Annotated in this window: 13 protein-coding genes; all 13 read left to right on the plus strand. The window is 41.6% G+C overall.

The features are described from left to right. Positions 1-171 precede the first annotated feature (171 nt). The 13 genes from FFL34_RS17100 to FFL34_RS17160 all read left to right on the plus strand — a co-directional run bounded on the left by FFL34_RS17100 (position 172) and on the right by FFL34_RS17160 (position 15,378). Complete coding sequence (locus FFL34_RS17100) at positions 172-2,505, plus strand: FtsK/SpoIIIE family DNA translocase (RefSeq protein WP_138604519.1); 2,334 nt, start codon at positions 172-174, stop codon at positions 2,503-2,505. Positions 2,506-2,714: 209 nt separating this feature from the next. Then, complete coding sequence (locus tag FFL34_RS17105) at positions 2,715-3,437, plus strand: GntR family transcriptional regulator (protein WP_138604520.1); 723 nt, start codon at positions 2,715-2,717, stop codon at positions 3,435-3,437. Between the two features lie 323 nt (positions 3,438-3,760). Next, positions 3,761-5,056 (plus strand): EF-P 5-aminopentanol modification-associated protein YfmF, encoded by a 1,296-nt coding sequence (yfmF, locus tag FFL34_RS17110; protein WP_138604521.1) that lies wholly within the window; start codon positions 3,761-3,763, stop codon positions 5,054-5,056. Next, positions 5,049-6,296 (plus strand): EF-P 5-aminopentanol modification-associated protein YfmH, encoded by a 1,248-nt coding sequence (gene yfmH / locus FFL34_RS17115; RefSeq protein WP_325053284.1) that lies wholly within the window; start codon positions 5,049-5,051, stop codon positions 6,294-6,296. Before yfmF ends, yfmH begins: the two co-directional genes overlap by 8 nt. A 40-nt stretch (positions 6,297-6,336) precedes the next feature. Beyond that, positions 6,337-7,059 (plus strand): elongation factor P 5-aminopentanone reductase, encoded by a 723-nt coding sequence (ymfI, locus tag FFL34_RS17120; protein ID WP_138604522.1) that lies wholly within the window; start codon positions 6,337-6,339, stop codon positions 7,057-7,059. A 69-nt stretch (positions 7,060-7,128) separates the two neighbouring features. After that, positions 7,129-7,389, plus strand: a complete 261-nt coding sequence (locus FFL34_RS17125; RefSeq protein WP_138604523.1) for a DUF3243 domain-containing protein — start codon at positions 7,129-7,131, stop codon at positions 7,387-7,389. Positions 7,390-7,533: 144 nt separating this feature from the next. Next, on the plus strand, positions 7,534-8,325 hold the full coding sequence (locus tag FFL34_RS17130) for a YmfK family protein (RefSeq protein ID WP_138604524.1): 792 nt from the start codon (positions 7,534-7,536) through the stop codon (positions 8,323-8,325). A gap of 61 nt (positions 8,326-8,386) precedes the next feature. Continuing rightward, positions 8,387-9,349: a helix-turn-helix domain-containing protein gene (locus FFL34_RS17135; protein ID WP_138604525.1), complete on the plus strand. Its 963-nt coding sequence runs from the start codon at positions 8,387-8,389 to the stop codon at positions 9,347-9,349. Positions 9,350-9,481: 132 nt separating this feature from the next. Next, positions 9,482-10,060 carry a CDP-diacylglycerol--glycerol-3-phosphate 3-phosphatidyltransferase gene (gene pgsA / locus FFL34_RS17140; RefSeq protein WP_138604526.1) on the plus strand — a complete coding sequence of 193 codons (579 nt, stop codon included), beginning with the start codon at positions 9,482-9,484 and terminating at the stop codon, positions 10,058-10,060. Next, entirely contained in the window at positions 10,060-11,304 is a 1,245-nt protein-coding gene (locus FFL34_RS17145) for a competence/damage-inducible protein A (RefSeq protein WP_138604527.1), read from the plus strand. The genes pgsA and FFL34_RS17145 overlap by 1 nt, the downstream gene beginning before the upstream one ends. A gap of 175 nt (positions 11,305-11,479) precedes the next feature. After that, the gene (gene recA / locus FFL34_RS17150; protein WP_138604528.1) at positions 11,480-12,517 is read left to right on the plus strand and encodes a recombinase RecA; all 1,038 of its coding nucleotides are present in this window, start codon (positions 11,480-11,482) and stop codon (positions 12,515-12,517) included. Between the two features lie 304 nt (positions 12,518-12,821). After that, the gene (gene rny / locus FFL34_RS17155) at positions 12,822-14,387 is read left to right on the plus strand and encodes a ribonuclease Y (protein ID WP_138604529.1); all 1,566 of its coding nucleotides are present in this window, start codon (positions 12,822-12,824) and stop codon (positions 14,385-14,387) included. Positions 14,388-14,577: 190 nt separating this feature from the next. After that, positions 14,578-15,378, plus strand: coding sequence for a TIGR00282 family metallophosphoesterase (locus FFL34_RS17160; protein ID WP_138604530.1), 801 nt, complete (start codon positions 14,578-14,580; stop codon positions 15,376-15,378). The last annotated feature ends 116 nt before the right edge of the window (positions 15,379-15,494 follow it).

Here is a 15,494-nt window from a genome sequence, read left to right on the forward strand (position 1 = left end):
TGTCAACGAGACCCCTTGTCTGCTAGATGGCAAGGGGGTTTAATGCTTTTCATTTCTAAGAATTTGTTTACTAAATATATGGGTGCCGCTTACTTATAAATACTTAGCCTTGTTGTGTTACTGCAGGCAGATTGACACATTACTGTTGGTTCTCGTGTTAGTGAGGTGATTATGTTGGCAAAGAAAAAAAGAAAAAATAAGAAGAACCAATTAACGAAACAAGTAAAATCTGAATTGCTCGGACTGCTTTTTTTATTTATAGCTATTTTTGGAAGCGGGGCCAGTGCTATAAGTGATGGCGCGATTCCCGGTGGTCTAGAGTATATTTTTCGGTTTTTTCTAGGAATCTGGTATTTTATTGCATCTGTTTTTCTGCTGCTAACAGGAATAATATTGATGATCAAGCGACGTTTGCCGATATTTCACAGTAAAAAAATGATAGGTTTTTATATCATCTTTGGTGGTTTATTACTCTTTACTCACATAGAAACATATGAAAGTCTGCTTGCCATACCGGCTAACCAGTCAGTAATCAACGCTACATGGGACAGTATTATTACTTTCGTTAATGGTGATGGTGATGCTGCTCAAACTGGGGGCGGAATGATTGGTGCTATGTTGCTCGTATTTAGTTACTATTTATTCTCTGCTGCTGGTGCGAAAATCGTTTCTATTTTTTCCATTTTAATTGGTATTATTTTTATGACAGACTTTTCGTTGGGAGACTTCTTTGCGAAAGTTGCAAAACGAATAGCGGCTATGATGCGTTCAATGAAGGAGCGGCTACTGGAATTCAAGGTTTCCAGAAAAGAGAATGATAGTGACATTGGTGATGTTCCAGATATAGAACTTGCAAATAATCATGAGCAAGATGAGCCTTTAATTCAAGACTTTACGGATGTAGCGTATTCGTTTGATCCACCGCCACCAGAAAAAAATACGAAGCCCGCAACTGAAATGCCAGAGGCGGACCATAGTCATAGAGCGGAGACGGGATTAGATGGCACACATGAGGATCACGAGGAACATGAGGTGTATGAGGATAGTCCGCTACCAATGACTGAAACGGAAAACCATGAATATGAGCTGCCTTCTTCCAATCTATTAGCGGAACCAACACAAAGTTCCCAGCAACAGGAGAAGTCACAAATTCAGGCTACTGTACGGAAATTGGAGCGGACTTTTCAAAGTTTTGGGGTGAAAGCAAGGGTAACCAAAGTGCATGTCGGTCCCGCTGTAACGAAATATGAAGTTTCCCCTGAAGCAGGTGTTAAGGTTAGTAAGATAGTTAATTTACATGATGATCTTGCCTTAGCTTTAGCTGCCAAAGATATCCGGATTGAAGCACCGATACCGGGTAAATCTGCAGTTGGTATTGAGGTGCCGAACGAGGAAATTGCCATGGTTTCACTTAGAGAAGTTCTCGACAGCTCACCCGCTAAACAATCTGCCAAACTATTATTTGCACTTGGCCGCGATATATCTGGTGATGCGGTCGTCTCTGAATTAAGTAAAATGCCGCACATGCTTATAGCCGGCGCGACAGGAAGCGGGAAAAGTGTCTGTGTAAATGGAATCATTACGACTATCTTAATGCGCGCTAAACCACATGAAGTTAAAATGATGATGATTGACCCTAAAAAGGTAGAGCTGAATGTCTATAATGGAATACCACATTTATTGACGCCCGTTGTTACTGACCCTAAAAAAGCATCTAGAGCATTGAAGAAAATTGTTGATGAGATGGAACGGCGCTATGAATTATTTTCGGATACTAGCACACGTAATATAGAAGGATATAATGAATATATCCGCAAGTATAACCAAACAGTTCCGGAAGAGGAGCAGCAGCCAAATCTGCCATATATTGTTGTGTTGGTGGACGAGCTTGCCGACTTGATGATGGTCGCCTCCAACGATGTGGAAGATGCGATTACAAGACTTGCACAAATGGCAAGAGCTGCCGGTATTCACTTAATCTTGGCAACACAGCGCCCTTCTGTTGATGTCATCACTGGTGTCATTAAAGCAAATATTCCTTCCCGGATTGCATTTAGCGTATCATCTGCAACGGATTCACGGACCATCCTTGATGCAGGTGGGGCTGAAAAGCTGTTGGGACGTGGAGATATGTTGTTCATGCCCGTTGGTTCCTCTAAACCGATGAGGGTACAGGGAGCGTTTTTATCTGACGAAGAAGTGGAGCGTATTGTCGATCATTGTATTGATCAGCAGAAAGCATCTTACCAGGAAGAGATGATTCCGGAAGAAACAAGTGAAGCGGCTTCAGATGTCGATGATGAATTATATGATGAAGCAGTCCAACTTATTACTGAAATGCAAAGTGCCAGTGTATCGATGCTGCAGCGGCGGTTCCGGATTGGTTACAACCGTGCTGCACGGCTTATTGACGCCATGGAAGAGCGAGGGGTCGTTGGTCCATATGAAGGAAGTAAGCCACGTACTGTACTCGTCTCACATATGAATGAGGAAAAGACATCATAAGACTTTGTGCTGAAGGGCGGTACTACTGATATAAGGAGTAACCGCCCGCCTTTCTACTCTAGGGTCTTAATTTTTAAAACTTGAGAAACTTCTCCCGTAGCTATTTATTTATCTTGGAGAAAATGTTATATTTATGTCGAATTTAACAGTTATATGTCAGACATCAGATTTCTAACAGTAGCTCATTCATAGTTTAGGAAGGAGACAATATGTCGCTAAAAATAGATTCGCGTCAATTATATTTGCAAGTTATCGATCAACTTAAGCAAGATATTGAAAGCGGTAAATACAAACCGAAACAAAAGCTTCCATCTGAATTCCAGTTGTCCAAGGAACTTGGTGTCTCCCGTGCGACGTTGCGTGAAGCATTACGTATACTTGAGGAAGAGAATATCGTGACGCGTAAACATGGGGTAGGGACGTTTGTTAATCCCAAACCAATTTTTTCATCAGGTATCGAACAGTTAAACAGTGTGACTTACATGATAAAAGAATCCGGGAAAACACCGGGATCACAGTTTTTAACGACTGAGTTTCTGGAGCCAACAGCTGACGAGAGGCAGAAGTTTGCACCGAGAGAACTGGAATCGATTGTGAAAATTGAACGTGTCCGGACAGCGGATAATGAGCCGGTTGTATTTTGTATTGACAAATTGCCTGAGGGACTTGTACCCGTAGATAGGGTGCATCAGACAGATTCACTATTCAAGTTGATGGAAGCGTATTCTGGAAACAGGATAGCATATGCGATAACATATATTGAACCTGTCAGTTACCATGACCGGATATATGAGATTCTTAAATGTGATCCTGAACAATCATTATTACTGCTTAAGCAAATGCATTATACAGCTGAAGATGAACCTGTACTATATTCGGTCAACTTCTTCCGTTCGGATATGTTCAGTTTTCATGTTTTAAGGAAACGCTAGGGACGTCGCGTTCTTAGCCTGCAAGGGCGCTTGCGCCTTTGTTCGTGGGTTGAAATAACCATGACGGACATTTCGATTTCAACTTGTAACTTTCCTTATTCCTATCCAGCAGTTAACATCTTTTCTTCCTAGCCGAACAAGTAACCCCGCAACAGGGAATTCTTCGCTCTGCGCCATATATTTAAGGAACGAGATAATGGGAAATTGAACTACCTGTGTTGCCCAGAACCAAACAACACAGGTTTTTGCTATAATATGATATAAATAAGTATACACTATAGCTATGTGCTGTATTCATTACATAAGTAAAGGAGGCTACCTTGATGACCGAAAAGCTGGAAACGGTTATTCCCGGGAACGGAGTCCATATACATCTCGTCCCGGGGAAAAAATTCAAGACTGTCAGCATCACCGCAAAATTTAGAGCACCTCTGTCAAGGGATACGATAACCAAACGGGCACTACTGCCATATGTTCTACAGCAGGGGACGCTTACCTATCCGGATAGGAGTGCTATGCAGGCTAAGCTTGATGAGTTGTATGGTGCTGTTTTATCGGTGGATAGCTCCAAAAAAGGCAACAACCACATCATTACCATTCGTCTGGAAACAGCTAATCAAAAATTTATCTCAGATGAAGCGTCTATCATGGACGAGGCGGTTAACTTATTGAAGGAAGTCATTTTTCATCCTATTAGTGAAAATGAAGCATTCCTTCCTTCTGTTGTAGATAGAGAAAAGTCTACACTGCAACAAAAAATGAACAGTATCGTTGACGATAAAATGCGTTATGCAAATATGCGCCTTATTGATAAAATGTGCAGCAATGAACGGTATGGTTTGCATGTTCAAGGCTATGAGGACGATTTAAAGTCCATAACAGCTGAAAATCTGTACGCTTATTACCAGTCTGTTTTGAAAACAGATCAGCTTGACATTTATGTTTCAGGTGATTTCGAAAGTGGCGTTATGGAAGAAAAAATAAAAAGTGAATTCGAACGTGATCGTGACTGGGATTCTAAAGAAGCTATGGCGGAACCAGATTCGGAAAAACAGTCGGGCGGACCGAATGAAATGATAGAAACGCAGGAAATCCAACAGGCAAAGCTGCATTTTGGATACCGGACACATATAACCTATGCTGACAGCGATTACGCTGCACTACATGTTTTTAACGGGTTGTTCGGCGGTTTCCCGAGTTCTAAGTTATTTATCAATGTTCGAGAAAAAAATAGTCTGGCGTATTATGCCGCATCAAAATTTGAAAGTCACAAAGGGCTCTTGTTTGTATTTAGCGGAATCGCCCCTGAAGATTATGGACAGGCACGTGAAATCATTGAGAAACAATTGGAGGCAATGAAAAACGGCGATTTCACTGAAGAAGAAATGACCAACACAAAAGCATTAATCATTAATCAGTTGCTGGAGACGATGGACGATTCCAGGGGCCTGATAGAGCTTTTATATCAACAAGTTGTAGCAGATACAGAATTGTCGCCACTTGACCTGGTGGAGGGTATCAAAAATGTCAGTAAAGAAGATGTCGTCAATGCAGCAAACAAATGCGATCTTGACACCATTTATTTGCTGACGAGTAAAGGAGGCGCTTCTAGTGAATAAATTCTCCTATGATACGATTAAAGAAGTTCTTTATAAGGAGCAGCTTACGAATGGCCTAACCGTTTACCTGCTACCAAAACCCGAAATGGCAAAAACATACGGTATCTTTGCAACCAATTATGGTTCGATTGACCAAACGTTTGTCCCAATCAATGAGACGGAACAAGTAACCGTGCCGGAAGGAGTTGCTCACTTCCTTGAACATAAAATGTTTGAAAAAGAAGACCGCGATGTGTTTGCTGACTTTGGTAAACAAGGAGCCTCGGCAAATGCTTATACATCGTTTACCAAAACAGCCTATTTATTTGCTGCTACCAATCAAATTGACAAAAATGTCGAGACATTACTCGATTTTGTACAAGATCCTTACTTTTCAGATAAGTCAGTCGAGAAAGAAAAAGGAATTATTGCACAGGAAATTGAAATGTACAATGATCAGCCAGATTGGCAATCATTCATGGGGACACTCCGGAGTCTGTTTCACCATCATCCCGTGAAGGTTGACATTGCCGGAACGGTTGATTCCATCCGTACGATTAACAAGGATGATTTATACACTTGTTACCACACGTTTTATCACCCCAGCAATATGACGCTTTTTATTGCTGGGAACTTCGATGCCGAACATATGATGAAATTGATCAAGACCAACCAGCAAGATAAACATTTTGCTGAAATGGAAGAAGTGAAACGCGAATTTCCTGAAGAGCCTTCCACTGTAGCGCAGAAGGAAAATAAAATTGCCATGCCTGTTTCGGTCCCGAAGTGTACCATTGGCATTAAGGAATCGGCTACTGCTCTCAGAGGAGATGCTTTTCTGAAGAAAGACTTATTGCAAAATATGGTACTTGATTTTTACTTTTCCAAAGGCGGCCCTTTTTACCGGCAATTATACGAAGAGCAGCTAATTGACGAAAGCTTCCACTTTGAAACGAATTTGGAGAAAAATTTCGGGTACTCTTTGATTGGTGGGAATACCACTAATCCTGATCTGTTTGCTGATAAACTACGGAAGATGCTGACATCAACAAATCAAGCTACGTTTACTGCTGAAGAAGTTGAGCGCATGAAGAAAAAGAAAATTGGTCAGCTATTACGAGCAATGAATTCTTTGGAGTTCATTGCAAATAAATACATTCATTATGATACAGTCGGTATTGATTTATTTACCATTATTCCTACTATCCAATCATTGACAATGGAGGATTTGTCCAGGATTGGATTCAGGAAAATCGTTTAGCAGTATGTAAAATTGTCAATGAGTAGGGGATAAGGATTATATGGGGAGAAACGTATTAGTAATTGGTGCAAGCGGCGATATTGGTACCGCCATATATAAACAGCTTGTCACTGAAGGTGATCAGCTGATTTTGCATTACCATCAGAATAAGAAGGCGTTAGAAGGAAATAAATCAGATTTGCACCAAGAGTCAATTCTAATGGAGATACAGGCAGATCTTAGTACTTCAGGTGGGCTGAATCATTTGTTAAAACAGCTTACACTTCCTATAGATGCGCTCATATTCGCAAGTGGGAAAGCACATTTTGGGCTTTTTCAGGATACAGAAGAAACCATCATGGACAACATGCTGGCATTGCATGTGAAAGCGCCATGGCTTATATCCAGACACGTGCTTCCTCAAATGATTGCACGGAAAAAAGGGAAAATCATTATGGTTACATCCATCTGGGGGGAAGTAGGCGCCAGCAATGAAGTCGTGTATTCATCGGTTAAGGGCGCGCAAAACAGTTTCGTCAAAGCACTTGCGAAAGAAGTTGCACCGTCCGGAATTTCCGTGAATGCCGTGAGCCCGGGATTTATTGAAACAAAAATGAACGAACATTTGCTGGCGGATGAAAAAGATATGATTATACAGGACATTCCTGCAAGTCGAGCTGGCACTGTGGATGATGTTGCACATACAGTTAGTTTTTTAATGAATGAAAAGTCCGGCTATATCAATGGAGAAATTATGCATGTAACAGGTGGGTGGCTATCCTAATCATAATGTATAATCAGGCCAAAACATCGAATACTAAGTGTGAAAAATTTAAGAAGGAGGCAGATTCACATGTCTGTTCTTGATAATTTTGACACATGGAAAGACTTTTTGGCCAGCAGACTTGAGCAAGCGCAATCACAAGGGATGGGACAGCAAACGATATCGAATATGGCGTATGAAGTTGGTGACTATTTAGCAAATAGTACCGATGCTAAGAATAACGAGCAAGCTGTTCTTCAGGAAATCTGGACTGCTGCATCTGATGATGAGCGTCATGCAATTGCCAATGCAATGGTCAAACTTGTACAGAATCAAGGAAACACAAAATAAGATAGTTGTACGATAAAGAAGCTGTCAACACGTACAGCTTCTTTATTTTTTCGATATAATCTCCTTTTCACAATGCCCAAAATACTTTATTATAGTATAATGGATATGATAATAAACAAAAGTATGTTTTTTGAGGGGCTAATAATGGAAAAAACAGAATGGTACCTTGAATATGAAATTCAATATAATCGACCTGGCTTATTAGGCGATATTTCCTCGCTTCTTGGGATGCTTTCCATCAATATCATTTCGATTAATGGTGTGGAAAATTCAAGACGTGGGATGCTGCTCTTATCCAGAACAGAAGAACAAATTATTCGATTGAAATCAATTATGGAGACAATGGATACAATACGAGTAACGAAACTGCGCAAACCGAAACTGCGCGACAAACTGGCTGTTCGTCATGGACGATATATTCAAAGTGATGTGGATGACCGGAAAACGTTTCGGTTTGTCCGAGATGAGCTTGGACTGTTGGTTGACTTTATGGCTGAGCTGTATAAAAAAGAGGGACATAAGTTAATTGGTATTCGTGGAATGCCGCGTGTTGGTAAAACGGAATCAGTTGTGGCAGCAAGTGTCTGTGCAAATAAGCGATGGCTATTCGTTTCGAGTACGCTACTAAAGCAAACCATCCGAAAAGAATTAATTAAGGGCGAGTACAGCACCGATAATCTTTACATTATTGACGGCATTGTATCTGCCAGGCAAGCCAACGAACAACATTGGGAACTGATTCGTGAAATTATGCAGCTGTCCGCCGTTAAAGTAATTGAGCATCCTGATATGTTTGTACAGCAGACCGAGTACAAATTGAGTGACTTTGACTATATCATCGAACTTCGCAGTAATGAAAATGAAGAGATTACATACGAACCAGTTGAAAATAACCAGTTCGGCCAGGGAGATGGTTTTTCAATGTTTGACTTTTAAGTGCAGGCGCAAGCTTTCACCATAAACGATTCAAGTTTTCTTAAAATGGATGGTGTTATTTATGGAAATCGGCGAAAGACTAAAGGAAGCAAGAGAAGCGAAAAACTTGTCGCTGGATAAGTTGCAGGATATGACAAAAATACAGAAAAGGTATCTGGATGCAATCGAACAGGGGAACTTTGGGATTTTGCCAGGGAAATTTTACGCACGGGCATTTATTAAAGAATATGCCTCAGCGGTTGGTCTTGATGCAAAAGAATTAATGGAAGAACATAAAGACGAAATACCGCAGACCGAAGAAGAAACGCCATCACAGTATACGTACATACATCGGTCGAGAAAGGATAACAGTCCTGCAAAAGGCACTTCTGTATTTTCATTAATACCAACAGTGATTGTTGTTCTATTAATTATTGGTATTATGGCTGTCGTATGGTTTTTTGCTCAGGATACGTCACCAGACACTGATAATAATAACGAACCAAAAGAACCACAGGAGGACAATGCAATTATCCGTGATTCCGGCGACAGTGAACAAGAAGACGGACAATATCCGGAAGAAAACGATACAGGCACTAAAGATGGCCCCGGTGATACATCTGATTCGGAACAACAGGATCAACAGGATGAACAAACCGATTCGTCATCTAATGAGGATATTGACAACGCCTCCCCTGAACTTGTTGTTGAAGAAAGAGGTTCAGGCAGTCCCCCGGAATCAACACTCACATTAAAGCATGCCAGTAACGATATAACCCTCAAGATTGAAACATCAGGTGAATCGTGGCTGGAAGTGGAAAACGGTAATGGTGAATCCTTGTTTTCAAATATGTTCGGGGAAGATGAGTCGCCTTTGGAATTGGATGTTTCGGACGAAGATCGTATCTGGATTAATGCAGGAAGTGCCCCAAATCTGGATGTTAGTATTGATGGCTTAGCATTAACATATCCAGTCGACCCTGAAAAAGAAGTGTTTCAGCACATTTGGATAAACCTGAATAAAGATGGCGATCAAACAGACTGATTGGTAAACGACCTGGCAGTTGCCGCCCCTACGTAACCATGATCTCGTTCCGTGAGCTTAATGGGGGGCTTGCTGCCAGTTACATGTGGGATGAACACAGGGAAGGGTCTTATCACGCAGGAGGTATGGGGTATGAATTTACCGAACAAATTGACATTATCACGTATTTTTTTAATTCCGATTTTTATTGTTTTACTTAGTGTACCGCTGGGTTGGGGAGAATGGATGATTGGTGAAAACGTGCTGCCTGTATCCCATCTGGCAGCAGCAGTATTATTTATTATTGCAGCGGCAACGGATTGGGTAGATGGTTATTATGCACGAAAGTATAATTTGGTTACGAATTTGGGGAAGTTTTTAGACCCGCTTGCTGATAAGCTACTTGTTGCCTCAGCCCTTATTTTGCTTGTTGAAATGGGGTTGGCACCAGGATGGGTTACGATTGTTATTATTAGCAGAGAATTTGCCGTGACCGGGTTACGCCTGGTTGCCGCCGGCGAGGGCATTGTATTGGCGGCAGGCAGCATGGGAAAAATAAAAACGGCCACGCAAATGATTGCAATAGCCGTTTTATTGCTTCATAACTTTCCGTTCGCGCTTGCAGGCTTCCCATTTGGCATGGTTATGCTTTATGCGGCGCTATTTTTCACAGTACTATCAGGTTATGAGTATTTTGTTAAAAATTGGCATGTAATGAGGGGTTCGAAATAATGACAAACATCCGTGCGGAAATTGTTGCAGTAGGTACAGAATTATTACTAGGCCAGATCGCTGATACAAATGCACAGTGGATATCACAAAGATTAGCAGCAATTGGTATCAATGTGCATCATCATGCTGTTGTTGGTGATAATCTTCAGCGAGTAGAGGAACAGTTCAAGCTTTCCAATGAAAGGTCTGATGTTATCATCGTCACAGGTGGATTAGGCCCGACAGAGGATGACTTAACAAGAGAAGCTTTTCAGAAGCTTTCTGGTATGGAAATAGTGGAACATGAGCCATCCATGAAAAAAATTAAAGCTTATTTTGCTAAACAAAAAATAGATATGACACCAAATAATCGGAAACAAGCTCGTGTGTTTGCTGATGCGGATATTCTTGATAATCAAACCGGAATGGCCCCTGGAATGATTGTTTCATACGGGGATAAAACGTGGATTTTTTTGCCGGGTGTACCGCATGAGATGAAGCGGATGATGGCCAATGATATACTTCCATACCTTCAGCGCCTATTAGGAGAAGATACGATTATCAAATCAGTTATGCTCCGGTTCATCGGTATTGGTGAATCCCGTCTTGAACATGAATTGCAAGATCTAATCCAGCAGCAAACAAATCCGACAATCGCTCCACTTGCGCAGAATGAAGGGATAGCGACCCGACTGACAGCTAAGGCCGCAACCGATGAAGAAGCGCTTAAACTAATCGAACGGACAAAACAGGATGTTCTTGACAAGGTTGGAGAGCATTATTACGGTGAAGATGAACAATCACTGCAAGCGTCTGTTCTGGAACTACTTAAGGATCAGGGTAAATCCGTAGCCGCAGCTGAAAGTTTGACGGGAGGAATGTTTATAGACAGGTTAATCGCTATACCTGGAGCTTCTCACGTATGCCGCGGCGGGATTGTCTGCTATGACACGAAAGTAAAAGAAAATGTGTTACGTGTGCCTTCCGACCTGATTAGCCAATATGGTACAGTTAGTGAACCATGTGCCTCAGTTATGGCTGCAAACGTGAGCTCGCTTATGGATGCAGATATCGGTATTAGCTTTACCGGCGTTGCGGGTCCGGGCAGTTCAGAGGGGCATCCGGCAGGAACGGTATTCATCACCATTCATGAAAAATCCGGGAAGCAGCAGACGGAAAAATACACCTTTTATGGAGATCGTCAAACAATCCGGAAACAAACGGTTTTAAAGGGTTATGAACTTTTATTTAATTTGTTAAAATAAAATTATTGGCAGATAAAAGATACGGAAATCTATTTTTCAAGGATCGTTGTTTGCTGAATTTGTATTTTGTCTTTAAAAACATCGATAAAATACGGGAACATCTATTCGTTTCTTTCTTGGCAAATCGCTGAAAAAAGCGTATGATGGAACTAGTTCATTTAAGGAGGTTACCTCGTTGGGAGATAAAAAACAAGCGTTGGATATGGCGTTGAAACAAATTGAAAAACAATTCGGCAAAGGCTCGATCATGAAACTGGGGGAACAGGAAGGACAAAAGGTTGCAACCATCCCCAGTGGTTCACTCGCTTTAGATGTTGCACTGGGAATTGGAGGTTACCCTAGAGGGCGCGTTGTGGAAATTTATGGACCGGAGTCGTCCGGTAAAACGACCGTTGCCCTGCATGCTATTGCTGAGGCGCAGCAACAAGGAGGACAAGCTGCGTTCATCGATGCTGAGCATGCACTCGATCCGACATATGCCCGGGCACTTGGAGTAGATATTGAAGAATTGCTCTTGTCCCAACCTGACACAGGTGAGCAGGCGTTGGAAATCGCTGAGGCGCTCGTTCGCAGTGGGGCCGTTGACATCATTGTGGTAGATTCGGTTGCTGCACTGGTACCGAAAGCAGAGATTGAAGGTGAAATGGGTGATTCCCATGTCGGACTCCAGGCACGTCTAATGTCACAGGCTTTACGGAAATTGTCCGGCGCTATTAATAAATCAAAGACAACGGCAATTTTCATTAATCAAATTAGAGAAAAGGTCGGTGTCATGTTCGGGAATCCGGAAACAACTCCCGGCGGCCGTGCGCTTAAATTCTATTCATCTGTCAGACTTGAAGTTCGACGCGCGGAAACATTGAAACAGGGAAATGATATGGTAGGGAACAAAGCTAGATTAAAAGTAGTTAAAAATAAAGTTGCCCCACCATTTAAACAGGCAGAAGTCGATGTTATGTATGGAGAAGGAATTTCTAAAGAAGGTGAAATTCTGGATATTGGATCAGATTTAGATATTATTACTAAAAGCGGTGCATGGTATTCCTATAATAGTGAACGGCTTGGTCAAGGACGAGAAAATGCCAAACAGTTCCTAAAAGAAAATGAGGATATCAAATTAGAAATTCATCAAGCAATCCGCAAGCATCATAATCTGGACGATGGCCCGGAAGAGGAAACTGAGGACCAAAACCAGGAAAGTCTGGATGTCTGAGGCTAATTGTAGCTAAATAGTTTTATTTTCAAATCCCTTTGCTGTCCGCGAAGGGATTATTTTATCTTATACGAGTAGGATCAAGGGGATAGCAAGGCCTCACGTCGGCACTCCACCTATGGAATTTTATTTTATAAATTGCGGATAACTTGTGAGGATTTCTTGACATTGGTTATAGGTACAATTAAAATTAACTTGTATAATTTTATAGTTTATTATACATTAAATTATTTATTATTGAACATTGTACATGCCGACAATAATGAATCAATTGTACAACTTTACAGCAATAGGAGGTGAACTCATGGATAATCCTTTAATCATCTCCATTTTGCTTGCCGTAATCCTAATCGTCGGTATTGTTGTTGGTTATTTGATTCGCCGATCAATTGCAGAAGCTAAAATATCCAGTGCGGAAAATTTGGCAAAACAGATAGTTGATGAAGCTCATCGAAATGCAGATGCCGCAAAGAAGGAAGCGCTTCTCGAGGCAAAGGATGAAAATCATAAACTTCGCCAGGAGACAGAGGATGAACTGCGCGAGCGCCGGATGGAAGTTCAAAAGCAGGAAAATCGTCTGATGCAAAAGGAAGAAAGTCTGGACAAAAAGAGTGAAACGCTTGATAAGCGAGAAACTACACTGGAGGGAAAAGAAGAATCATTAACAGAAAAACAACAACAAATTGAAGAAATGGAAAGCAAAGTGGAAGCAATGCTTAGTGAGCAGCAAACAGAGCTAGAACGGATTTCGGGTTACACTACTGACCAGGCAAAACAGGTGATTCTAGACCGTGTTGAGCAAGAGGTCAGCCATGAATCGGCATTAATGATTAAAGAAGCTGAAAACCGGGCTAAGGAAGAAGCTGATAAAAAGGCTAAAAGCATTCTTTCACTGGCCCTGCAACGCTGTGCTGCCGACCATGTTGCGGAAACAACTGTATCGGTTGTCAACCTTCCGAACGATGAAATGAAAGGACGAATTATCGGAAGGGAAGGGCGTAACATTCGGACATTGGAAACTTTGACCGGAATTGACCTTATTATTGATGACACGCCGGAAGCGGTCGTGTTGTCAGGGTTTGATCCAATTCGCCGCGAAATTGCCCGCATGGCATTGGAACGGCTTGTTCAAGATGGACGGATACATCCTGCCAGAATTGAAGAAATGGTCGATAAAGCAAGGCGTGATGTTGATGACTATATACGTGAGGTTGGAGAAGAAACGACGTTTGAGGTTGGCATCCACGGACTGCACCCAGACCTCGTCAAGATACTCGGCCGCTTGAAATATCGTACAAGCTATGGTCAAAATGTATTAAAGCACTCCACTGAAGTAGCATACCTCTCCGGGCTGCTTGCTGCTGAGTTAGGTGAAGATGAAACATTGGCAAAAAGAGCCGGCCTGCTTCATGATATCGGCAAAGCAATCGATCATGAAGTGGAAGGAAGCCATGTTGAAATTGGCAAGGAGCTTGGTATAAAGTATAAGGAACCTGAAGTAGTTATTAATTCTATTGCTTCACACCATGGTGATGAGGAGGCAACTTCCATCATTTCGGTTCTGGTTGCTGCAGCCGATGCCTTATCAGCTGCAAGACCTGGTGCCAGAAGTGAGACACTGGAAAATTACATTAAGCGTCTCGAGAAATTGGAAGAAATCTCGGAATCATTTGTCGGTGTTGAAAAATCCTTTGCCATTCAAGCAGGAAGAGAAATCCGGATTATGGTTAAACCTGATGAAATTGACGATATTGATTCTGTTCGGGTGGCACGTGATATTCGAAAGCAAATTGAAGGCGAACTTGATTATCCGGGCCATATTAAAGTGACAGTTATCAGAGAAACGCGAGCAGTGGAATACGCCAAATAAAACTTAACGTGTGAGCCGTCTTTGCAGGATTCAAAGCATTACGACCTTTGTGGTACACTAACATATTAAGCGGCGAAATCACTGAAGGAAGATCTAAGCAGAAGCGGTCAGCTAGACCGCTTCTGCTTTACTTTACAATATAATTGCAATATGCAACACTGAAATTACATAATAAGTTAGGATGAGGTCCATGAAAATACTATTTATCGGTGATGTGGCAGGATCACCAGGAAGAGATATGGTACAGGCTTATCTGCCCGAATTGAAAGCGAAATACCGTCCTGATATGACCATTATCAATGGGGAAAACGCTGCGGCAGGCAAAGGAATTACACAAAAAATCTATAAGCAATTTCTGCAGTGGGGTGCTCATGTCATTACGATGGGCAATCATACGTGGGATAAAAAAGAAATATTTGAGTTTATAGATGAAGCCAAAAATATGATTCGGCCGGCCAATTTTCCGGAGGGCACCCCTGGAAAAGGTATCACGTTTGTTAATATAAATGGAACGGAGGTAGCTGTCGTTAACGCACAGGGGCGAACGTTTCTCCCGGCGATAGATGACCCATTCCGGAAGATGGATGAACTGATTGAAATAGCTAGGAAACGGACCAATATTATTTTTGTTGATTTTCATGCGGAGGCAACTAGTGAAAAGCAGGCAATGGGATGGTATTTGGACGGTAGGGTCAGTGCTGTAGTCGGAACACATACACATACACAGACCGCGGATGAACGCATATTACCAAGTGGTACAGCTTTCATAACAGACGTCGGTATGACTGGTCCTTATGATGCTATTCTGGGAATGGAAAAAGAGGCAGTGATGAAAAAGTTTTTGACAAGTTTGCCAGTACGCTTTGAAATTGATAAAAACGGACGGAATCAATTGAATGGAATAATTGTGGATATTGATAAAAAGACAGGTAAAGCTTCTGTAATTGAACGAATTATGATAAATGATGATCACCCCTTTGACAGTTTGTAAAGAAGTGGTTAAATAGGCTGGATGTGTCACTTGCGAATTGAATATTTGAATGTTTAGAATAATTGTTGCATAATGAAGGTTATAAGATAATATCTCCAAGAATATAGTAGCATTAG

Origin of the sequence: Lentibacillus cibarius, from assembly GCF_005887555.1 — a bacterium.
GTDB lineage: Bacteria > Bacillota > Bacilli > Bacillales > Amphibacillaceae > Lentibacillus > Lentibacillus cibarius.